The organism is Tenacibaculum holothuriorum (genome assembly GCF_002120225.1).
Lineage (GTDB): Bacteria > Bacteroidota > Bacteroidia > Flavobacteriales > Flavobacteriaceae > Polaribacter > Polaribacter holothuriorum.
This window is the reverse complement of sequence record NZ_LAPZ01000011.1, coordinates 37,591-60,268: the sequence shown is the minus strand read 5'-3', so window position 1 is coordinate 60,268 and position 22,678 is coordinate 37,591. Positions and strand designations below refer to the sequence as shown.

24 protein-coding genes and 1 tRNA gene are annotated in these 22,678 nt (G+C 32.3%); 8 read left to right on the top strand and 17 right to left on the bottom strand.

Going from position 1 to position 22,678, the window contains the following annotated elements:
- The first annotated feature begins 4 nt into the window (after window positions 1-4).
- From WH52_RS11220 to WH52_RS11210, 3 genes are read left to right on the top strand one after another with little or no spacing between them, the layout of a single operon-like run.
- Entirely contained in the window at window positions 5-862 is an 858-nt protein-coding gene (locus WH52_RS11220) for a DUF4377 domain-containing protein (protein ID WP_086031046.1), read from the top strand.
- 1 nt (window position 863) lies between these two features.
- Window positions 864-1,055, top strand: a complete 192-nt coding sequence (locus WH52_RS11215) for a hypothetical protein (protein ID WP_086031045.1) — start codon at window positions 864-866, stop codon at window positions 1,053-1,055.
- Complete coding sequence (locus WH52_RS11210) at window positions 1,048-2,124, top strand: ferredoxin--NADP reductase (RefSeq protein ID WP_086031044.1); 1,077 nt, start codon at window positions 1,048-1,050, stop codon at window positions 2,122-2,124. The genes WH52_RS11215 and WH52_RS11210 overlap by 8 nt, the downstream gene beginning before the upstream one ends.
- A gap of 55 nt (window positions 2,125-2,179) precedes the next feature.
- Here the strand turns inward: WH52_RS11210 and WH52_RS14895 are convergent, their stop codons facing one another.
- The 17 genes from WH52_RS14895 to mraZ form a co-directional block, all read right to left on the bottom strand.
- Window positions 2,180-2,329, bottom strand: coding sequence for a hypothetical protein (locus tag WH52_RS14895; protein ID WP_158091375.1), 150 nt, complete (start codon window positions 2,327-2,329; stop codon window positions 2,180-2,182).
- Between the two features lie 126 nt (window positions 2,330-2,455).
- Window positions 2,456-2,529: transfer RNA gene (locus tag WH52_RS11205), tRNA-Arg, on the bottom strand.
- A gap of 9 nt (window positions 2,530-2,538) precedes the next feature.
- The gene (locus tag WH52_RS11200) at window positions 2,539-2,988 is read right to left on the bottom strand and encodes a GatB/YqeY domain-containing protein (protein WP_086031043.1); all 450 of its coding nucleotides are present in this window, start codon (window positions 2,986-2,988) and stop codon (window positions 2,539-2,541) included.
- Between the two features lie 38 nt (window positions 2,989-3,026).
- Window positions 3,027-3,479 (bottom strand): hypothetical protein, encoded by a 453-nt coding sequence (locus WH52_RS11195; protein WP_086031042.1) that lies wholly within the window; start codon window positions 3,477-3,479, stop codon window positions 3,027-3,029.
- A gap of 82 nt (window positions 3,480-3,561) precedes the next feature.
- The gene (gene ftsZ, locus WH52_RS11190) at window positions 3,562-5,454 is read right to left on the bottom strand and encodes a cell division protein FtsZ (protein ID WP_086031041.1); all 1,893 of its coding nucleotides are present in this window, start codon (window positions 5,452-5,454) and stop codon (window positions 3,562-3,564) included.
- A gap of 85 nt (window positions 5,455-5,539) precedes the next feature.
- On the bottom strand, window positions 5,540-6,886 hold the full coding sequence (gene ftsA, locus WH52_RS11185; protein WP_086031040.1) for a cell division protein FtsA: 1,347 nt from the start codon (window positions 6,884-6,886) through the stop codon (window positions 5,540-5,542).
- Window positions 6,873-7,613, bottom strand: a complete 741-nt coding sequence (locus WH52_RS11180) for a cell division protein FtsQ/DivIB (protein WP_086031039.1) — start codon at window positions 7,611-7,613, stop codon at window positions 6,873-6,875. Before WH52_RS11180 ends, ftsA begins: the two co-directional genes overlap by 14 nt.
- Before the next feature lie 3 nt (window positions 7,614-7,616).
- Window positions 7,617-8,963, bottom strand: a complete 1,347-nt coding sequence (murC, locus tag WH52_RS11175; RefSeq protein WP_086031038.1) for a UDP-N-acetylmuramate--L-alanine ligase — start codon at window positions 8,961-8,963, stop codon at window positions 7,617-7,619.
- The gene (gene murG, locus WH52_RS11170) at window positions 8,963-10,054 is read right to left on the bottom strand and encodes an undecaprenyldiphospho-muramoylpentapeptide beta-N-acetylglucosaminyltransferase (RefSeq protein ID WP_086031037.1); all 1,092 of its coding nucleotides are present in this window, start codon (window positions 10,052-10,054) and stop codon (window positions 8,963-8,965) included. Before murG ends, murC begins: the two co-directional genes overlap by 1 nt.
- Window positions 10,038-11,228 carry an FtsW/RodA/SpoVE family cell cycle protein gene (locus WH52_RS11165; protein ID WP_086031036.1) on the bottom strand — a complete coding sequence of 397 codons (1,191 nt, stop codon included), beginning with the start codon at window positions 11,226-11,228 and terminating at the stop codon, window positions 10,038-10,040. Before WH52_RS11165 ends, murG begins: the two co-directional genes overlap by 17 nt.
- A gap of 16 nt (window positions 11,229-11,244) precedes the next feature.
- Window positions 11,245-12,582 carry a UDP-N-acetylmuramoyl-L-alanine--D-glutamate ligase gene (murD, locus tag WH52_RS11160; RefSeq protein WP_086031035.1) on the bottom strand — a complete coding sequence of 446 codons (1,338 nt, stop codon included), beginning with the start codon at window positions 12,580-12,582 and terminating at the stop codon, window positions 11,245-11,247.
- Window positions 12,583-13,809 carry a phospho-N-acetylmuramoyl-pentapeptide-transferase gene (mraY, locus tag WH52_RS11155; RefSeq protein ID WP_086031034.1) on the bottom strand — a complete coding sequence of 409 codons (1,227 nt, stop codon included), beginning with the start codon at window positions 13,807-13,809 and terminating at the stop codon, window positions 12,583-12,585. It abuts the gene before it with no gap.
- 4 nt (window positions 13,810-13,813) lie between these two features.
- Window positions 13,814-15,277: a UDP-N-acetylmuramoyl-L-alanyl-D-glutamate--2,6-diaminopimelate ligase gene (locus WH52_RS11150; RefSeq protein WP_086031033.1), complete on the bottom strand. Its 1,464-nt coding sequence runs from the start codon at window positions 15,275-15,277 to the stop codon at window positions 13,814-13,816.
- Window positions 15,278-17,290 carry a penicillin-binding protein gene (locus tag WH52_RS11145; protein WP_233131558.1) on the bottom strand — a complete coding sequence of 671 codons (2,013 nt, stop codon included), beginning with the start codon at window positions 17,288-17,290 and terminating at the stop codon, window positions 15,278-15,280. It lies immediately after the preceding gene.
- Between the two features lie 5 nt (window positions 17,291-17,295).
- A complete protein-coding gene (locus WH52_RS11140) occupies window positions 17,296-17,625 on the bottom strand; it encodes an FtsL-like putative cell division protein (RefSeq protein WP_086031031.1) in 330 nt (109 codons plus the stop codon).
- Window positions 17,618-18,517, bottom strand: a complete 900-nt coding sequence (gene rsmH / locus WH52_RS11135) for a 16S rRNA (cytosine(1402)-N(4))-methyltransferase RsmH (RefSeq protein WP_086031030.1) — start codon at window positions 18,515-18,517, stop codon at window positions 17,618-17,620. The genes WH52_RS11140 and rsmH overlap by 8 nt, the downstream gene beginning before the upstream one ends.
- Entirely contained in the window at window positions 18,504-18,971 is a 468-nt protein-coding gene (mraZ, locus tag WH52_RS11130; RefSeq protein ID WP_086031029.1) for a division/cell wall cluster transcriptional repressor MraZ, read from the bottom strand. Before mraZ ends, rsmH begins: the two co-directional genes overlap by 14 nt.
- Window positions 18,972-19,176: 205 nt before the next feature.
- On the opposite strand from mraZ, the gene WH52_RS11125 reads away from it, so the two are divergent.
- The 5 genes from WH52_RS11125 (at window position 19,177) to WH52_RS11110 (ending at window position 22,612) form a co-directional block, all read left to right on the top strand.
- Window positions 19,177-19,941, top strand: a complete 765-nt coding sequence (locus WH52_RS11125) for an alpha/beta fold hydrolase (RefSeq protein WP_086031028.1) — start codon at window positions 19,177-19,179, stop codon at window positions 19,939-19,941.
- 17 nt (window positions 19,942-19,958) lie between these two features.
- Window positions 19,959-20,570 (top strand): ribosome biogenesis GTP-binding protein YihA/YsxC, encoded by a 612-nt coding sequence (gene yihA / locus WH52_RS11120; RefSeq protein WP_086031027.1) that lies wholly within the window; start codon window positions 19,959-19,961, stop codon window positions 20,568-20,570.
- A gap of 35 nt (window positions 20,571-20,605) precedes the next feature.
- The gene (locus WH52_RS11115; RefSeq protein ID WP_086031026.1) at window positions 20,606-21,292 is read left to right on the top strand and encodes an RluA family pseudouridine synthase; all 687 of its coding nucleotides are present in this window, start codon (window positions 20,606-20,608) and stop codon (window positions 21,290-21,292) included.
- A gap of 115 nt (window positions 21,293-21,407) precedes the next feature.
- Window positions 21,408-21,572, top strand: coding sequence for a carboxypeptidase-like regulatory domain-containing protein (locus WH52_RS14815; RefSeq protein WP_143592147.1), 165 nt, complete (start codon window positions 21,408-21,410; stop codon window positions 21,570-21,572).
- Between the two features lie 695 nt (window positions 21,573-22,267).
- Window positions 22,268-22,612, top strand: coding sequence for a hypothetical protein (locus tag WH52_RS11110; RefSeq protein WP_086031025.1), 345 nt, complete (start codon window positions 22,268-22,270; stop codon window positions 22,610-22,612).
- Window positions 22,613-22,678 lie beyond the last annotated feature (66 nt).

Sequence of the window (22,678 nt, the reverse complement as noted above, 5' to 3'; positions counted from 1 at the left end):
TAAAATGAAAAAAATATTTTTAATCATGTTAGTTGTTTTTACAGCTTGTAATTCAACAAAAAACAAAAAAGATAACAGCCATTCTATAGTTAATGATATGGGCAAAGAAAATATTAAAAGCAAAACAATTGTAGTGTTAAAAGTGAATGCTGAAGAGGTAGAATGTTATGGAGCACATGGGAAACAAAATTGCTTACAAATTAAAGAGCTAGGTGAAGACAAAGAATGGAAAAATCAATATGAAGGTATTGAAGGGTTTGATTTTAAACCAGGATTTGTATACAACTTACAAGTTGAGAAGATTGTATTAAAAAACCCACCGCAAGATGTTGGTGATACTTTTTATAAATTATTAAAAATCATTAAAAAAGAAAAACCAATCACTGATGAAATGATGTCTGACTACGCAACCTTAACTGTTACCAAAATAGAAAACGGAAGAGATGGTTATTTGGCAACATTAAAAAATGATAAAGAAAACCTATACACTACTACTATTAGCATTCCAAATCTTGAAGACAATTATATAAGACTTAATGTTGGTGATAAAGTAAAAATTGCGGGAGAATATGCAGAAAGTGATCCTGTACAAATCTTTGCCAAAAAAATAAAAATTATAGAAAAGGAATCCCTAAAAAAACTGCCCGAACTTACAGTTACTAAAATAATACCAGGAAAGGATGGAGAAACAATTCATCTTTCAGACAAAAACAAAAAAGCATATAACATGATTGCTAGTATTCCAAATCTTGGTGACAATTATGTGAGTTTAAAAGTTGGAGATAAAGTAAAAGTAGAAGGTGAGTATGTAGATAGTTTTCCAACGCAAATTTTAGCAACAAAAATTAACAAAATAAAGTAATATGAATAAGAAGGCCATCACCTATATTTTAATAACAATATTCAGCTTACCTATTTTATTGCATGTTTATAATCCATCATTAAAATTAGAGGCTTTTGGTTTTTTACTAGGTGTAATAGGGTATTATATATCACCTATTTTAATTTTTGGAACTCTTATTTTTTTAATAAAAAAATCATTAAAAAATGGCTAAATTTCATTCTTTAAAAGTACTTGAAGTAAAAGAAGAAACCGCTAATGCAAAATCAGTTGCGTTCGATGTTCCTTATGAACTTTACGAAGCATATAACTACAAACCAGGTCAATACCTTACTTTAAAGTTTAATTTAAATGGAGAAGAAGTAAGAAGATCCTATTCTTTATGTAGTTCTCCTGTTATTGAAGAGCCGTTAAAAGTAGGTGTAAAACGTGTTAAAGGAGGTTTGGTATCTAATCATATAAATGACAACATAAAACCAGGAGATATTGTTGAAGTAATGCAACCAGATGGTCGTTTTTTTGCCGATGTAAAAGAAGACAATTACAAAACTTATTACCTTTTTGCTGCAGGTAGTGGAATAACGCCTATTTTATCGATTTTAAGAACCGTTTTATATACTGAAGAAAGAAGTTATGTTCACATGATTTATGGTAACAGTAACCAAGAAACTGTGATGTTTAAAGAGGAATTAGATAAGCTACAAGAAGAATTTCCAGAGAGACTTATTTTAGTGTATACATTAAGTAGACCTAAAAGTAGCTGGAGTGATTTATGGAAGAGTTCTTCTGATAAAGAATTTAGAAAAGGGCGCGTAGATGAAGAAGCTGTAAAATGGTTTATTAATGAATATCCTCCATATGCACAAAATGTAGAATATTACATTTGTGGTCCAGGATCAATGATTGAAAACACCAAAAAAACCTTACAAAATATTGACGTACCTAATGAACGTATTTTTATTGAAAGTTTTGGAGGTGGAGCATCAAAAGACACTACCGAAGCAATTGCGAATGCAAAACTTACAGCTAAGTTACACGGAGAAACTATTACGACCACAATACCACAAGGAAAAACAATTTTAAGAACTTTAATTACTGAAGGAAAAGAACCTCCATATTCTTGTGAAGGAGGTGTATGTTCTACTTGTTTATGTAAAGTAACTAAAGGTAAGGTTCACATGAAAAACAACCTTGCTTTAGAAGAAAAAGAAGTTGCTAAAGGCTACGCTTTAAGTTGCCAAAGTATACCACTTACCGAGGAAGTTGAAGTAGTTTATGAATAAAACAAAAAAACCTCGAAGTATAATACTTCGAGGTTTTGTGTTTTAATAGCTTTAATTAATCGAAATCAAAGAAATCATCATCTTCATTATCATATAAATCATCAACAAAATCAATATCATCAGATTTCTTTTTATCAATTATAATTAAAATCATAACCAATACTATTAACGTACCAAAAACTATGTATTCATAAATGGTATTCATAAAATAACGGTATCTAATTTATTATAAATCATTCCTTTTCTTTTTTAAATACCTTGTCAAACAAAGAGCAATTATCAATACCGTAAGAGATATTAAAATAGATTTCATCTCAATCATATAATTTTGTGACCCTAGGAGGATTCGAACCCCCAACCCTCAGAGCCGAAATCTGATATTCTATCCAGTTGAACTATAGAGTCAATTTAAAACTACGCTAATTTAGCTTTTACAATAGTAGAAATAGTTTTACCATCTGCTTGTCCTGCCAATTGCTTAGACACCATTCCCATAACCTTACCCATATCTTTCATTCCAGCTGCACCAACTTGGTTAATAACAGCTACTACTACATCTTCTATTTCTTTTTCCGATAAAGGCTCTGGTAAAAACTGTTCTAAAACTGTAGCTTCTGCTAATTCAGGATCAGCTAAGTCTTGTCTACCTTGTTCAATAAAAACCTGTGCGCTGTCTTTACGTTGTTTTACTTGCTTTTGAATAATCTTTAATTCTTGATCTGCAGTTAAGTCTTCACTAGCTCCAGCCTCAGTTTTTGCCAACATAAAAGCCGATTTTAATGCTCTTAATGCTGTTAAAGCTACAGTATCTTTAGACTTCATAGCTTCTTTCATCTTATCCATTACTTGTTTTTGAATACTCATAAGATTTATTTTATCGTTTTGTATGAATTTTAAATGTTTTAGTCATCAACTTGTATACTAAAACTTGGTCTTCCTTTTAAATGATTCTCAACAAACATATAATCGCCATTAGACATTCTTCCAGCTTCATTTTCAATACTTATAATTTTTTCAATTTGTTTAAAGTATTCTTCTGGTGCGTGTCTAAATATCAACACAGGCGGAACAGCTTTATCACACTTCAATTCTTTCTTATCAATCCAACCTCGTTCTTTTATTATTTCTATTAAGATCTCAATATTCTTTTTATCTTTTCTTTTCTGAATATTCCACAAAGAATCTTTTTGTTTCTTCGTTCCTGTATCTAACAGAGGCATTTTTCTTATTTTCTGATCGTCTTCAGCCATTTTAGTTAATAGCTTACATAATTCGGAATCATCATGATAATTTATTTTTGTTTTACAACTAAATACTAAGAATAAAACGAATAATAAAAATGTGTTTCTTTTCATATTTTTTTTAATAACTATCAAATATACAACAAAAAATTCCCGACGAATCGGGAATTTAATTGTAGTTATATAATTCTATGTATTAATCTACATTGTCGTGTAAAAACGAATTGTTTGAGCGTAATTGCACATCGCCATTTTCAGTATTCAACGCTGTGTCTGATTTACTAATATCTGCTCCGGCATCAATATCTACACCTAAGCGTTTATAAGCTGGTTGACGCTCAATATCATCGATATTTTTATTTACCTGATCGTTGAACTTATAGTTAAAGTTCTTCATAGTTTCAATTCTGTTTCTGCTTCTTTTTTGCAATTCAGAAATGGTTAAACTCAAAGGAGAAACTTCTTCACTGGTCGTTTCTATATCGTTGATTTCTTCTTGAGTTTTTGTACGAACTTCAAACTGTAATTCTTCTTCAGCTGCTTCGTTTTTAATATCTGGAGTTGAACTTTTACCAATTGTTGGTTCAACATTAAAATCGTCTAAAATGTAACGTTTTTTCTCCTCGATTCTAGGATTTACCTCTTCAGCCTCAACTCTCATATTTCTAATAGAATTGGTTGTTTTAATCAATCCTGCTTCTGGCTTTATTTCTTCGTAAGAATTGATTGGTAAATCGAACAATAAATCTTGCTGAACTGCTTTAGGCTTTTCCTCTTCAATTTTTTGTTCAGTAACATTGGTAATAATGAAATCTTCAGTAGCAACTTTTTCTAACGCAATTTCTTCATACGTTACATCAATGTTTTTAATCAAATCGGTTGTAGGAACCAAATCCAATGTTATTTGTTGCTTAGGTTTCGGTTGAATTTCTTCAATTACCTCTTCCTCTAAAACATGTACAACTTTTTCCTCTTTTGCTTTTGGCAAAGGTTGATTGATACTCGGAGAAGTTTCTAACGTTGGTTCATTGAAATTATACGTTGCTTTTTGTTCATCCTCTAAAGTATGGACAATCTTTTTAACCTCTGTATTAGTAATTGTACTTTGTTGATCTACTGCAAAACCAGTCGCTACAACAGTTACTGCAATTCCGTCTTCTAAAGACTCATCTTCACCGATACCCATAATAATATTGGCATCGTATCCTGCTTCATCTTGAATATAGTCGTTAATTTCTCCTATTTCATCTAAAGTAACTTCGTTAGCTCCAGACACAATTAGTAATAATACGTTCTTTGCTCCCGTAATTTTATTGTCGTTTAACAACGGAGAATCTAAGGCTTTTACAATAGCATTTTTAGCTCTATTTGCACCTGTTTCTTTTGCAGACCCCATAATAGCAGTTCCACTATTAGAAAGTACTGTTTTAGCATCGTGTAAATCGATATTTTGCTTATAGTGATGTGTAATTACTTCTGCAATACCTTTTGCTGCTGTTGCTAACACTTCATCTGCCTTAGAGAAACCTGCTTTAAAACCTAAGTTTCCGTAAACTTCTCTAAGTTTATTGTTATTGATTACAATTAATGAATCTACATTATCACGAAGCTCATCAACTCCTTTTTGAGCCTGTTTTGAGCGCATTCTACCTTCGAACTGAAATGGCATTGTTACGATACCTACCGTAAGAATATCCATATCTTTTGCAATTTTTGCAATAATAGGAGCAGCTCCTGTACCAGTACCACCACCCATACCAGCAGTAATAAATACCATTTTGGTATGTGTACTTAGCATTTGCTGTATTTCTTGAATACTTTCTGCTGCAGCTTGTGCACCAACTTCGGGGTTTGCTCCTGCACCTAACCCAGAGGTTAAGTGAGCTCCTAATTGAATTTTGTTCGGTATAGGACTGTTTTCTAATGCTTGTGCATCTGTATTACAAATTACGAAATCTACTCCGTGAATTTGTTTACTATACATGTGGTTTACAGCATTACTACCACCCCCTCCAACACCAATTACTTTAATAGCATTCGATTGTGTTTTTGGCATGTCGAATGAAATGTTATCAAATTCTGCGCTCATAATAACTTTTCGTTTTAACTTTTTTCTTATTCTAAATGAACTCTCTTTAGGGGACGAGAGAGTTTTACTTTAACTTAATTATACTTTACTCTGCATTATCTAAAAATTCTTTGAAACGTTCTGTAAATTTTTCAAAAAACGATTTAGATTTAGGTCTATGTTCTTGTTCTTTTTGAACAACTTTTGGTTCTATTTCTTCTTCAATAGGCTCTTCTGTAATCGGAGGCAATTCTTCCTCAACAACAACTTCTTCTACCACTGCTTCTTTTTCTTGCCTTTCCAAACCTTCCATTAACAATCCTACTGCGGTTGCATATGCTGGACTCGAAAGAACATCATCAGAATCTCCTGCTAAATGTTCATTAGGATACCCAATTCTTACATCCATTCCTGTAATATATTCTACTAGTTGACGTAAGTGTTTTAATTGAGACCCACCTCCTGTTAACACGATACCTGCAATTAATTTTCCTTTTTGAGTTTCGTGTCCGTAATTTTTTATTTCTAAATACACATGTTCAATAATTTCTTGAACACGTGCATGAATTATTTTTGATAAGTTTTTAAGCGTAATTTCTTTAGGTTCTCTTCCTCGTAATCCAGGAATAGAAACAATTTCGGTTTCTTTATTTTCTCCTGGCCACGCGCTACCGAACTTAATTTTTAATAATTCTGCTTGCTTCTCAATAATTGAGCAACCTTCTTTTATATCTTCAGTAATTACATTACCTCCAAACGGAATTACTGCTGTATGACGAATAATTCCATCTTTAAAAATTGCTAAATCTGTTGTTCCACCACCTATATCAATCAATGCTACTCCCGCTTCTTTTTCTTCCTGACTCAATACTGCTGAAGCTGAAGCTAAAGGTTCTAAAGTGATATCTGATAAATCTAACCCAGCACTTTTTACACATCTACCAATATTTCTGATTGATGATACCTGACCAACCACAACATGGAAATTAGCTTCAAGCCTTCCTCCATACATTCCTATTGGCTCTTTAATTTCTGGTTGACTATCTACTTTAAACTCTTGAGGCAATACATGAATAATTTCTTCACCAGGAAGCATTACTAATTTATGTACTTGACCTACCAAGTTTTCGATATCTAACTCATCAATTACTTCGTCTGATTTATCTCTTGTTATATAATCACTGTGGTGCAAACTACGAATGTGTTGACCCGCAATACCAACCACAACATTTTCTATCTTTTGACCAGAAACACTTTCTGCTTCATCTACCGCTTGTTGAATAGACTGAATTGTTTGGGTAATGTTATTTACCACACCTCGTTTTACACCTAAACTTTTGGCTTTACCAATACCTAAAACTTCTAGCTTACCGTATTCGTTTTTACGACCAATCATGGCAACAATCTTGGTTGTACCAATATCTAAACCAACTGCTATTTTATTGTTTTCCATCTTTAGTTTGTTTTGTGCACACAACTTGATTGTGATACTTTAAATTAATTACCTTATACTTTTTAATAGTTGCATCTACAAACGCTTTGTTATAAAAAGCTTTTAACTTTTTAAACTTATTCTCCACATTTGTAAACTTGCCAAAAAGAATTTTATACCTTCCACTTCTTACAGAGAAACTATATTCGTTATTAGCCAGTTTATGTATGGCAACGATTTCTTTTTTTAAAAAATCGTCACTTACAATTATATTTATTAAATCAGTAACTTCATTTAATTCTTCTGGATTCCCCACACCAGAAATCAACGGGACCCTTGCCGAAAAATTTGTTGACAATGGCATCTTAACTCCATACTTATCAACATAATATGAACTATCTTTATTAACAATGCGAGCTAGTGGTTTACGCTGTTTAATAATCGTTTTTAAATCACCGTCGATTGTTAAAAAAACAGTAGCTTTCTCTACATAAGGGTTAGACGAAACTTTAGTTTCTAGCAGGTGTAAATCTACTACTCTTTTCGCTTGGTTTTTCACAAAATCGTTATTTTGTATTAACAATTTATCAACCAAACTGTGTGTCAGGAAATTATTATCTCCTGAAGTAAACTCCACTACTGTATTTTTCACCTTTTTCGCCTCATTTCTATGTGACGAAAAGCTATATAAAAACGTTAAAAACGCTAGCAGCACTAAAAACCCTATGTAAGTTAACGTCTTCTTCATTTTTTATAACTGATATTTTTCTTCTACTATTTTCTTCACATCATCTACAAGCAATCCTATGTCTCCTGCACCAATCATCACAATTACTTTTGAATCTGATTTTTTAATCTCAACAGCCAACTCATTTTTTTGAATTAACTTTTTATTTTTATTTGAAATTTTATCTAACAACCATTTAGAAGTAACACCTTCAATTGGCAATTCTCTTGCTGGATAAATATCTAACAACAATAATTCGTCAAATTTTGAAAGTGCCTTTGCAAACTCATCAACAAAATCTCTTGTTCTACTAAACAAGTGCGGTTGAAAAACAGCCAATACTTTTTGATTCGGATACATTTCTCTTACCGATTGCTCTACCGCTAAAATCTCTGTTGGATGATGTGCATAATCATCTATTAACACAACATCATCGGTTTTAACCTTGTAAGAAAACCTTCTTTGTACTCCTTTAAAACTTCCTAATCTTTCTTTTATCACTTCCAACGAAACTCCGTATGAATCTGCCATAGCCAATGCCGCTAGTGCATTCATCACATTGTGTTTTCCTGGTAAATGAAATTCAATATTCTCACAAGAAGCTGTTGGTGTTTTTACATCAAACACATAAGTCCCATTCGACACTCTAAGATTTGAGGCTTCATAATCTGCAACTTCATCAATTGCATAAGTTAAACCTTTCAACGGAAGTCCTTTTGCTACAATTAATGTTTCACTCACTTTAGCCACAAACTCTTGAAACGATTGTAATAAGGCTTCATGTTCTCCGTAAATATCTAAATGATCCGCATCCATATTAGTTACACATGCAATATTGGGTGCTAATTGTAAAAACGAACGATCAAACTCATCTGCTTCTACTACAGAAATTTTATCTTCTCCTAGAATTAGATTTGAATTATAGTTCTCGGTAACTCCACCTAAAAAAGACGTGGCTTTTTCCGACTCCATAATATGACCTAAAATAGACGATGTTGTCGTTTTTCCATGAGTTCCAGCAACACCAAAACAAAATGTATTTTTAGTAATAAGCCCTAAAATCTCCGCTCTTTTGAATACTTGAAATTGATTCTGTTGAAAATAATTTAACTCCTCATGCTCTTTAGGAATAGCAGGGGTATAAACTACCAAAGTAGTATCCTTATTTAAAAAATTAATCGGAATATTCTTAACACTATCTTCAAAATGAATTGAAACTCCTGCAGAACTTAACGATTCAGTAATTAGAGATGGAGTTTTATCATAACCCGCCACATTTTTACCATTCTCAACAAAATATCGAGCAATAGCACTCATTCCGATCCCACCAATTCCTACAAAATAAATATTATGTATCGTCTTTAAATTCACTAACTAATTAATTTTTCAATTTCGTTTACAATATCACCAGTTGCATTAGGTAACGCTAACTTTTTGATATTCTCACTTAACTTCTGTTGTTTCTCCTCATCTTTCAATAAACGTTCAAACACCTCAGAAAACGTTTCAAGCTCAGATTCTTTTACCATAATAGCCCCATCTTTTTCTTGAATTGCTTTTGCGTTTTTAGTTTGATGATCTTCTGCTACATTTGGAGAAGGAATAAATACAGTAGGCTTTCCTACAATACACAACTCAGATACCGAACTTGCTCCCGCTCTCGACACTACAAAATCTGCTGATGCATAAGCAAAATCCATTCGATTTAAAAACTGATGCACTTGCACATTTTCTAAATCATTGTACTTTTTATATTGTTCAAAATATAACTTACCACACTGCCAAATCAACTGAATTTCTTGCTCTTTAAAGAACTCTAAATTTGCCTCGATTAATTCATTAATTCTTCTTGCTCCTAAACTTCCCCCCAATACCAAAAGTATTTTCTTTTCAGTATTTAACTCAAAGAACTTTTTCCCTTCTTGACCTTTATCTTTAAGAAACAACAAATCTTGACGAACAGGGTTGCCAGTTTTCTTTATTTTATCTTTAGGAAAAAATCGTTCCAAATTATCATAAGCAACACAAATTTTATTGGCTTTTTTTCCTAATAACTTATTTGTGATTCCTGGAAAAGAATTCTGCTCTTGAATTACAGTTGGGATTCCTCTTCTACTTGCCATCATCAAGGTTGGTCCGCTTGCGAAACCACCAGTTCCAATTGCTATATCTGGCTGAAACTTTTTTATAATTCTACCTGCTTTCCATAAACTACTTAATAGTTTAAACGGAAAACTTAAATTTTTCAACGTTAACTTACGCTGTATACCTGAAATCCATAATCCTTTGATATCATATCCCGCTTGCGGAACTTTTTCCATTTCCATTTTGTCCTTAGCTCCTACAAACAAAATATTCGCTTTTGGATATCGTGCTTTTATTTCGTTTGCAATAGCTATTGCTGGATAAATATGACCTCCAGTTCCTCCTCCACTTATGACTACATTAATCGATTGTTTCATGTAATATATCTAACGGATTATCATCTAAAATTGTTTCTTCAGTTTCGTTTTTAGATGCACTTACACTTAAGATCATTCCTAAAGCAAAACATGTCATCCAAATCGAAGTACCTCCACTACTTATTAGTGGTAAAGTTTGTCCGGTAACAGGAAATAAATTCACCGCTACTGCCATATTAATAATGGCTTGAAATATGATAGGCAACCCTACTCCGATTACCAATAATGTTGCAAAAATTGTAGTTGCTTTTTTAGCTGCTATAAGGATTCTGAATAACAATAAGAAATAAATAAAAATAACAGACAACGCTCCTACTAAACCAAACTCTTCAACAATTATTGCATAAATAAAATCGGATGATGATTGTGGTAAAAAATTCTTTTGAATGCTTTTTCCTGCTCCTTTACCTACAACTCCTCCTGTAGCAATTGCGATTTTCGCTTTTTCAACTTGATAGTTTTCCTTTTTTTCTCCAGACAAAAAACCATCTATCCTACTTTCCCAAGTTTGCACACGGTTAGGCATAGCATCTGGAAAAGCTTTGGCTACCAAGATAAAAAACAACAATCCGAAAAGCCCCATTCCTAAAACATATAAAATATATTTGATAGGGTATCCGCCAATAAATGACAGCAACAATACCATACTAAACACCATTGCCGTAGTAGAAAAATTGGCTGGTAATATCAACATTAAAACCACACCCACTGGTAACCATAATTGCAATAAACTATCTTTAAAAGCAATTACTTTTTCTTTGTTCTTTGCCAAATATCTAGCCACGTACACCATCAATACCAATGCCGCTAATGTAGATGTTTGAAAACCAATTCCCACAAAAGGAATACGAATCCATCTACTTGCATTTGCTCCTCCTATAACAGTTCCTTGCGCTAAGGTTATTACCAAAAGTAACACCACAATAGGTAGCATTAAAACTGAACCTCCACTAAAATATCTATAAGGTACTTTGTGTACACCATAAATAATGGCAAATCCTGCAATTAATAACACAATGTGTTTTATTAAATGCCCTAAAGTAGAACCATTTCCTACTACATATACCAAATTGGTACTTGCGCTATATACCGGCATGAATGAAAATATTGCTAAAATGGCAACAATCGCCCAAATAGCTCTATCTCCTTTGATATGTTGAAACAATTGTTTCATCCACTTCTTTTATAATCTAAGATAAATTTTTAACCGCAACTTTAAACTTATTACCACGATCTTCGTAACTTTCAAATAGATCGAAACTAGCACAAGCAGGTGACAACAACACTGTATCTCCCTTTGATGCTAATTTAAACGCAACTTTTACAGCTTCTTCAGCCCCGGCAGTTTCTACTAAATCTTCTACTACGTTACCAAAAACAGCTTTTATTTTTTCATTATCTAAACCTAAACAAACTATTGCCTTTACTTTTTCTCTCACTAAAGGCATTAAATCTGAATAATCATTTCCTTTGTCTACTCCTCCAACAATCCAAATAGTTTCAGAAGTCATACATTCTAAAGCATAATAGGTAGCGTTTACATTGGTTGCTTTACTATCATTAACAAACTGTACTCCATTAACTTTCTGAACATTTTCTAATCGATGCTCTGCTCCTTCAAAACCAGATAGACTCTCTACAATCGTTTGGTTTCTCACCTTTAACAATTGCGCTGTCAATGAAGCTGCCATAGCATTTTTAGTATTATGTTTTCCTTTTATTGATAATTTCGAAACACTCATTATAATTTCGTCTGTTTTTAATCTTATTGTTATTTTTTCATCTTTTAAAAACGCACCATATTCTAATTCTTTAATTACTGAAAAAGGTACTAATTGCGCTTTCGTTATATTTTCTTTTAACCATCCCAAAATAGCTTCGTCATCTGCATCGTAGATTAGAAAATCTTCTTCGGTTTGATTTTTTGTTATTCTAAATTTTGAAGCTATGTACTTATTAAAATCATACTCATATCTATCGAGATGGTCTGGAGTAATATTCGTTATCACAGCAATATGAGGTTTGAATTCCTCTATACCATCTAACTGAAAACTACTCAATTCTAACACATAACTATCGTAGGATTGTTCTGCTACTTGTTGCGCAAAACTATCTCCTATATTTCCTCCTATACCAACATTTAATCCACCATTTTTTAAAATATGATGCGTTAACATAGTTGTGGTTGTTTTTCCGTTTGAACCTGTAATTCCAACTACAGTTGCATTGGTATATTTAGAAGCAAATTCTATTTCTGATACTACAGGAATGTCCTTTGTAATCAACTCTTGAACCAACGTTACCTTATCTGGAATACCAGGGCTTTTCATTACCAAACTGGCATTGAAAATTTTTTCTTCTGTGTGCTGATTCTCTTCAAAATCAACAGCATGTTTTTTAAGAACTTCTTTATACTTTTCTGCAATATTTCCTTTATCAGAAACAAAAACTTCATGTCCTTTTTGCTTTCCTAGAATTGCAGTTCCAACACCACTTTCTCCTCCTCCAAGAATTACCAATCGCTTCATTTATCTTAACTTCAAGGTTACAATTGCTAATACTGCTAGTAAAATTCCTACAATCCAAAAACGAGTTACTATTTTACTTTCGTGATATCCTGATTTTTGATAATGATGATGCAATGGAGACATCTTAAAAATTCGTCTTCCTTCTCCATATTTTTTCTTAGTGTACTTGAAATAAGACACCTGTAACATTACCGATAAATTCTCCGCTAAAAAGACTCCTGCTAATACTGGAATCAACAACTCTTTACGAATAGCAATTGCAATTACCGCAATGATTCCTCCTATAGTCAAACTTCCAGTATCCCCCATAAATACTTGAGCTGGGTATGTATTGTACCACAAGAATCCGATTAAAGCACCAGCAAAAGCAAGTATAAATACCGTCATTTCACCCGACTTAGGGATATACATTACATCTAAATAATCAGCAAAAATTATATTACCCGACACCCATGCAAAAATCGCCAAAGCAATGACTATTATTGCGGAAGATCCTGCTGCTAGCCCATCAATTCCATCTGTTAAATTTGCTCCATTAGAAACTGCTGTGATGATAAATATTACGAAAGGAATAAAAATTAACCACGCATATTTTTTATAATCATCTCCTAAAAAACTTAATGCCTTTGCATAGTCTAACTCGTTATCTTTTAAAAACGGAACTGTTGTTTTTGTTGATTTATGCGCATCTCCAAAAACTTGTTTCCTCTCATTAGCTTGTACTACTTGTTGATTTTCTGGTAACTGTTCTTTAATAGTTACATCTGGATGAAAATATAACATTGAGCCCACTATAACTCCCAAACCAACTTGACCAAGTACTTTAAATCTCCCTTTAAGTCCTTCCTTATCTTTCTTGAATACTTTTATATAATCATCAGCAAAACCAATTAACCCCATCCACACAGTAGTAATTAATAAAATGATGATGTAAATATTTTCTAGCTTTGCGAATAACAATACAGGAACTAGTGTAGCTAAAATAATGATTATACCTCCCATCGTTGGAGTTCCTGCTTTTTGAATTTGTCCTTCTAACCCTAAATCTCTTACAGTTTCACCAACCTGCTGTCTTCTTAAAAAATTAATGATTCGCTTACCGAAAATGGTAGATATTAACAGAGAAATAATAAACGCTGCTGCCGAACGGAACGTAATAAACTGAAACACACTCGCCCCTGTTAAATTGAATTCACTTTCTAAATATTCAAATAAATAATACAGCATTTTCTTAGTTTTTTAGTTGATTAAAGCATTCGGTTACTACTTCGAAATCATCAAAATGGAATCGTTCTCCATTAATTTCTTGGTAGTTTTCGTGTCCTTTTCCTGCAATCAAAATAATATCTCCACTTTCAGATAACTTGCATGCAGTTTTAATTGCTTGCTTTCTATCTTCAATGGTAAGTGTCTTTTTATAATTTTCTGGAGTTACTCCTTCTTCCATCTGATTTAAAATATCTTGCGGATCTTCTGTTCTTGGATTATCAGAAGTAAAAATTGCTTGTGTACTTAGTTGAGAAGCAATATGTGCCATTTTGGGTCTTTTGGTAGCATCTCTATCTCCACCACAACCAACAACAGTCAATACATTTTCGTTACCAGTTCTTATATCATTAATAGTTTCTAATACATTTTTTAATGCATCTGGAGTATGAGCATAATCTACAATTGCTGTAACTCCGTCTTTTGAAACCGTGTATTGAAAACGACCACTTACACTTTCTAACTCACTTACTATTCGTAAAACTTCTAATTTCTCTAACCCTAACAATTCAGCAGTGCCAATAATTGCTAATAAGTTATACGCATTAAATTGTCCTATTAATTTCGTCCACACCTCAACGTTATTTACCGTTAATAAAGTTCCCGAAAAGCGCTTCTCCAAAACCTTAGCTTTATAATCTGCTATAGTTTTTAATGCATATGTTTGTTTTGTTGCTTTGGTGTTTTGCAACATGATGTTTCCATTCTTATCATCAATATTTACCAATGCAAAAGCTGATTTTGGCAAGGAATCAAAAAACGATTTTTTTACATCTCTATATTCTGCAAAAGTGTTGTGATAATCTAAATGATCATGGGATAAATTGGTAAAAATCCCTCCAGCAAACTCTAAGCCTTCTGTTCTTTTTTGATGAACCCCATGCGAGCTTACTTCCATAAAACAAAACTCAACTCCTTCGTTAACCATTTCAGATAAATACTGATTGATCGCTACTGAATTTGGTGTTGTATGTGTTGCTTTGTATTCTTTTTCATCAACCAAAACCTTAACAGTAGACAGCAACCCCACTTTGTATCCTGCTTTTTTAAACAACTGATATAATAAGGTTGCAATAGTTGTTTTACCATTGGTTCCAGTTACTCCAACTAACTTTATTTCAGATGATGGATTTTCATAATAATTTGAAGCTATAATTGCTAGCGCTGTATCAGAATCATCAACTTGCACATAAGTTATTCCTTCTTTTAAATCTTCTGGAAACACTTCACAAACAATTGTTGTTGCTCCAAGACTTAAAGCTTTGCCTATATACTTATGCCCATCTACAGTCACTCCTTTTTGAGCTACAAACAGGCTATTGCTTTCGACTTTTCTAGAATCGAAAACAATATTTTTAACCTCAACATCTGTCGAGCCAATTACTGAGTTAACAGCTACTTTATATAATATGTCTTTTAAAACTTTCAATTATGATAATTTTAAATATACAGTTGCTCCTTTTTTTACTTTATTTCCTTTTTCAATAGATTGCTCAACTACTTTTCCTGAACCAGAAAACTTAACTTTAAGTCCCATATTTTCTAACAATGAAATAGCATCCATAGCCACCATACCAGTTACTTTAGGCATAATTGTTTTATACTTTCTTAGCTTAGTATAGTAGTTTTCATAACTCTTGTTGATACTCGCAAACTCTTTCTCTTCTGAAATCGATTGGTTATCAACCGGTGTACTTGTATAAATCTTTTGCGCAATTTCTTTAAACACTGGTGCCGCTACAGTTGCTCCATAATATCCTTTCTCTTTCTTTGGTTTGTGAATCACTACGATGCAAGAATATTTTGGCTCTTTAGCTGGAAAGAAACCCGCAAATGAAGAGGTATAATATTTACTAGAATAATGCCCGTAAACAGTTTTTCCATTTTCATCTTTATGCTTCGGAATCCATTTTTTTGCAGTACCTGTTTTTCCTGCCATAGAAAAGTTAGGTGAATAAATGTTTTTTGCAGTTCCTCTTTTCACTACATTTTCCATTATTTTTCTCACTTTATTAATGGTAGTTTGAGAAGCTATTTTTTCCTTCAGAACAATCTTATCGAAACTTTTTTCAACTTTATTCCCAACTCGCAACTCTTTAACAAACCTTGGTTTTACTACTGTACCATTGTTTGCTACTGCATTGTAAAATGTTAATTGTTGTAACGGAGTTAATGAAACACCATAACCCCAAGCCATCCATTCTAAAGAAATCGGGCTCCAACTTTTATCTTTAGGATCTCGAATAAAAGGTTTTCCTTCACCTTTTATTTTAACGCCCGTCATTTCACCTAAACCAAATGAGTTTATTTTATCAGTAAATTTTTTCGGACTCTTGTCATAGTGCTTCTGAATTACTTTTACAATCCCAACGTTAGAAGATACTTCAAAAACTCGAGCTAAAGAGATTTTCCCATAACCTCCTCTTTTACTATCTTCTACTTTTTTATTGTTTACAAATATTTTCCCTTTTCCACAATCAACCACCAAAGAAGTATCTACTTTTTTATCTTCTAAAGCCACCATTAAACTTGCTAACTTAAATGTAGACCCTGGTTCGTGACTCTCCCAAACAGCATAGTTCCTTTTTTCGTAATATTTTCCATTTTTAGTTCTGCCTAAGTTAGAAATTGCCTTTACTTCACCAGTTTCAACCTCCATTACAACCGCACAACCATGATCTGCATCAAAATATTCTAATTGCTTTAAAAGTGCATGATGTGTTATATCTTGAATATTTACATCAATCGTTGTGATTACATCTCTACCATCAATAGGTTCTTTTTCATTTACATCATTAATAGGTTTCCATTGCCCCTTTGCAATTTTCTGTTTCAATCTTCTTCCATTTTCTCCCTGCATATATTCAGCAAAAGCTCCTTCAATACCCGCTCCTCCTCTATGGTTATCGTAACCAACTGTTCTTTCTGCTATTTTACCAATAGGATGAACTCTCACTGTTTTTTGTTCAGCAATAAAACCACCTCTAAAAACTCCCAACTTAAAAATCGGGAAGGTTTTCATTTTTGCATAGTCGTTATACCCAACATTCCGTGCAATTAATAAGTATCTGTTTTTTCGTTTACGAGCATCACGTAATTTTTTTTGAAAATAACTACTCGGTTTTTTAAACATTTTAGACAACTCATTAGACAACGCTTTAATATCTCGCTCAAAAACACTTGATTTCACCGCCATCACATCCATTCTAATATTGAACTTAGACATTGATGTTGCCAATAAGTTTCCGTCTGCAGCATACACATTACCTCGATTAGCAAAAATTGTATCGTTTCTATGTGTTTTTTCTAAAGAAAGTTTTCGGTATTTATCACCTTCTATGTATTGAAGATTGAAGATTTTAAAAACAACAACTATAAAAGAAAGCGCCATTAAAACAACAACTATATAGAGTTTATTTAATATGCCTTTTTTTACAACCATTTATTTTAATCTTTTTTTACTGTTACTTTTATTTTTTGCGGGGGAGTTTTTGAAGGATTCAATCCCTTTGTTTTCACTTTATCTCGAATACTCGATTCTAACTTCATTCTCATTAGCGTTGTTCCTGTATCTACAAACTCCGCCCTCAATTGTCTTTTCAATCGATTTAACTCAGCTATTTTCAATACTTTTTGGTCTGCTCTATGCGCACTTGTAATCATTATCAACAACAAGACAACCACAAACAGAATCAACCTCCAATTTTTAAAGGAAGATTCATCAGTTAAAAACCGCCCTTTTAAAACATCGTATATCTTAGACTTTGTACTATTCATTTAAAGTGGCAATTCTCAACTTAGCACTTCGAGCTCTGTTATTTTGTTTAATTTCTTCTTGAGCTGGAACTATCATCTTTCCAACCTTTTTTAGCGGAACACTTATATTTCCATAGAAATCTTTTTCTGGTTCACCACTAAACAAACCAGTTCTAATAAAACGCTTCACCAATCTATCCTCTAATGAATGATATGAAATCACACTCAACCTTCCTTCTGGATTTAACAAATCAGGAATTTGCTGTAAAAATTCTTTTAACACCTCCAACTCTTGATTCACCTCAATTCTTAAAGCTTGAAATATTTGAGCTAGTATTTTATGCTCTTTGGCTTTTGGTAAAAAACGCTTCAATACTTCTTTCAATTCAAAACTTGTTTCAATTTGCTTTTCAGCTCTCGCAGCAACTATTGTTCTTGCTAAAGCCCTTGCATTTCTCAACTCCCCGTATAAGTACAACACATCAGCTAAATCATTTTCTTCATAAGTATTCACTACTTCTTTTGCTGACAATACTGCTTTTTGATCCATTCTCATATCCAACTCACCATCAAAACGAATTGAAAAACCTCTTTCAGCAGCATCGAATTGATGAGAAGAAACTCCTAAATCTCCTAAAACACCATCAACTTTTCGCACTCCATGAAATCTTAAAAATCTTGAAACAAACCTGAAGTTTTCTTGAATCAACACAAACCTTTCATCATCAATTGTATTCTCCCAAGCATCAGGATCTTGATCAAAAGCAAACAATCGTCCGTTCTCACCTAACCTATTCAATATCTCTCTCGAATGCCCACCTCCACCAAAGGTTACATCAACATACACTCCATCTTCTTTTATATCGAGTGCATCTATACTTTCTTTTAATAAAACTGGACTATGATAATTCATCTACATCAAAATTTCCCATTACCTCTTCAGCTAAATCTGCAAAATCCACCGCAGCATCATCAATAGCTTTTTCGTAACGATTCTTATCCCACACTTCAATTATATTTACTGCAGAAGAAAGCACCACTTGCTTTTCTACCCCAGCAAACTGACACAAATCTTTTGGTATCAACAACCTCCCCGAAGCATCGAGCTCAACCATTTTCACACCTGCAGTGAATCTTCTTATAAAATCGTTATGTTTCTTTACAAACGGATTCAATTTTCCTACTCTCTGCATCATCTTATTCCATTCTTGCATTGGATACAATTCTAAACACGGTTGAAAAACAGCTCTCTTAATAACAAACCCTTCTTGCAACACAGGAGCCAACTGCTTTTTAAGCGCCGATGAAAACATCACCCGCCCTTTTGCATCAGCTTTACACTCATATGTTCCAATTAAATTTATCACTCACTTCATTTTCTGGATTCATTTTCAAAAATATAAATTTTTACCCACTTTTTACCACTTTTTACCACTTTGTTAATAAATTTCCTTAAAACCCTTAAAAAACTGATTAACTGAGGGTTTACACCCGCTTAATTCATTAAAATTTTAAATCTTAAAAAGTGATAAAAAAGAATTACATTTGTCGTTAAGTCAAATCAAACTTATAATGACTGAATTTTTAAAGACAGAAGGCAAATTTACATACGCAGAAGCAGGTGAAGGAAGACCCTTAATTGTACTTCACGGACTCATGGGAGCATTGAGTAATTTTGACGAAACGTTTAAATATTTTTCTAAAAAAGGTTATAAAGTTTTCATTCCAGAATTACCTTTATACACCTTACCTTTACTAAAAACCAATGTTAAAAACTTAGCAAAGTTTTTACACGATTTTATAGAACACAAAAACCTAGAAGACGTAGTTTTACTAGGAAATTCCTTAGGAGGACACATTGCTTTATACTACATAAAACAATACCCAAAAGACGTAGCAGCCTTGGTATTAACAGGAAGCTCTGGTCTTTACGAAAACTCAATGGGTAACAATTACCCTAGAAGAGGAGACAAGGAATTTGTTAGAAATAAAACACGTGAAGTTTTTTACAATCCAGAAATAGCAACCGACGAACTTGTAGATCAAGTTTACGACGTTATAAATGATAGAAATACACTCGTTAAAACTTTAGCAATTGCGAAAAGTGCTGTAAGACACAACATGGCTAAAGATTTACCTAACATGCAACAACCCACCTGTTTAATTTGGGGAAAACAAGACACAGTTACTCCACCTGAAGTAGCAGTAGATTTTCATAAATTCTTGCCAGATTCAGATTTATTTTGGATAGATAATTGTGGGCATGCTGCCATGATGGAAACCCCAGAAGAATTTAACAATATTCTTGAGGGTTGGTTTACTAAAAGAAACTTATAATCAAACACATAAAACAGATGAAAATTTCTTCAGCAGAGTTTGTTATGAGTAACTCCAATGTTACTAAAGCGCCTAAAGAAAATATTCCAGAATATGCTTTTATAGGTCGATCTAACGTTGGTAAATCTTCATTAATTAACATGTTAATGGAGCGTAAAAATTTAGCAAAAACTTCAGGAAAACCAGGAAAAACACAATTAATCAATCATTTTAAGATAAATGATTCTTGGTTTTTGGTAGATTTACCAGGTTATGGTTATGCTAAAGTTTCTAAAAAGAAGCGTCAAATATTTCAATTTTTCATTGAAAACTATTTTAAAGAACGTGAACAACTAGTTTGCACTTTTGTTTTGATTGACTCACGTCATGATCCGCAAAAAATAGATTTAGAGTTCATGCGTTTCTTAGGTGAAAATCAAATTCCGTTTTGTATTGTTTTCACAAAAGCAGACAAATTAGGAAGCTCTAAATTGAACAAGCAAATTACTTCTTACAAAAAGAAACTACTAAATCACTGGGAAGAATTACCTATGTCATTTATTACTTCTTCTGAAACAGGAATGGGAAGAGATGAGTTTTTGAGATTTATTGATCAAGTAAACGAAGATGTTGCTGACAACTTTAAATAACCTCTCGACTTTTCTCGAGATGACATTTTAAAAAAATGCATTCTACAAAAGACAATTTACAAGTAATTTATGAAGACAATCATATTATTATTGTAAATAAACGTGCGGGTGATATTGTTCAAGGTGACAAAACTGGTGATATTCCTTTGAGCGATGTAGTTAAAGCATACATTAAGGATAAATACAACAAACCAGGAAATGTTTTTCTTGGTACGGTTCATCGTTTAGACAGACCTACAAGTGGAATTGTAATTTTTGCCAGAACTTCGAAAGCTTTAGAGCGTTTAAATAAAATGCTTCGTGATAAAACAATTCAAAAAACGTATTGGGCTGTTGTAAAAGGTCATCCTAAAAAAGAAAAAAACACTCTAATTAACTTCTTAAAAAAGAATCCAAAAAACAACAAATCTTTTGCTCATAGTAAAGAAATTGATGGAAGCAAAAAAGCAATTCTTCACTACTCAGTAATTAAGAAGTTAGACAATTATTCATTATTAGAAATAGACTTAGAAACAGGACGTCATCATCAAATTAGAGTTCAACTTTCGAACATTGGCTCTATTATAAAAGGGGATTTAAAATACGGAGCAAAACGAAGTAATAAAGACGGTAGTATTCACTTACATGCTCGCAAAATACAGTTTACACACCCTGTAAGCAAAGAAGTTATAAATGTTATTGCACCTATTCCCAAAGATCCTATTTGGGATGCTTGTTTATAAATTTTCAATTAATTTAACATTCTTGCTTTAATTCATTTTCCTTAATTGTAAACTTCTGTTAAAAAGGAAATTTCTTTAGTAATAGTTTTTATTATTGACACAAAAACTAAACTTTATGAGAAAAACTATTATTCTACTCTACCTAATTTCTATTTGTTTTCAAACATTAAATGCTCAAACTAAATCTAATTTCTTTGTAGGGCAAGTCCTCGATAAAGAAACCAAAGAACCCATACCTTTTGCAACTATAATCGCTAAAAAAATGGTATTTATAGAGTAGCAGATGAAAATGGTTATTATAAATTTCCTACAAGAAAAAACACAAACAACTCTCACATAGAAATCTCTTCAATAGGTTATAAACCTTATAATACTCTTTTAAAAAACTTAAACAAAAAAGTATTCTTAACATCTGATATAGAAGAATTAGATGAAGTTGTTGTTTCAGGATTTTTATCTCCAAAGACAATATTAGAAAGAGCTATAAAAAACAAGAAAAACAATCACCCAACAGAGCCTTTTAATTTTTACAGATACGGAAATATTATCGTTAACAACAACGACGAAACAAAAGTAGACTTAGAACTCATCACTAAAGATTGCGATTACGGTTATCTATCAGAATATGTAATTTCTCAGAGAGTAGAGCAAATAAAATGGAATAATACTATTAATAAGAAAAAGTATCAAAATTCAGCACAATTCTTTTCTTATAGGCAAAATGCCATTCGATACTCTAATACTCTACATAAAAGAAAATATAAAAAATTCAATTTAGAGTTTGTAAAAACTAATGATGATAAAGACAAAAGTTTCTATATAATTTCTTTTAAAACTGAAAAAGACAATTGGAAATACAACAATAAAGGTTACCCTACTATTTACTCTGGCTTCATATATATTAACAAAGAAAATTATGCCATTGTAAAAGTAATAGAAAACTGGGCAAGTAGCTTTACAAAAGAAGAAGTTAAAATGTATTTCTCAAACTACAAACCCAACAAAAACAATATAAATACTGAAAGTGAACTTACTCAAATTACTATAAAAGAAGAAAACATCTGTGAATATTCAAACATTTTGAAAGATGGTAAATATTACGCTACTAGATATTTCAATCGAATAATAAATGAGTCAATAGATACTGACGAAAACAAAAATATTAGAACTTACGAAAGTGATTCAAAACTATTTGATTTCGAAACGAAAGATGTTGAAGAAATTGAATATTATCAATATAACGATAAAAAAGAAAACTCACTTCACAGAGTCGAATACAATAAGGAGTACTGGGATTCTTTCTATAAAAAGAACATTTAATCTAAAATAAGCATCTTAACTATCAGTTTGTGATGCTTGTTTATAATTTGTATTTTTAGCTTTCTA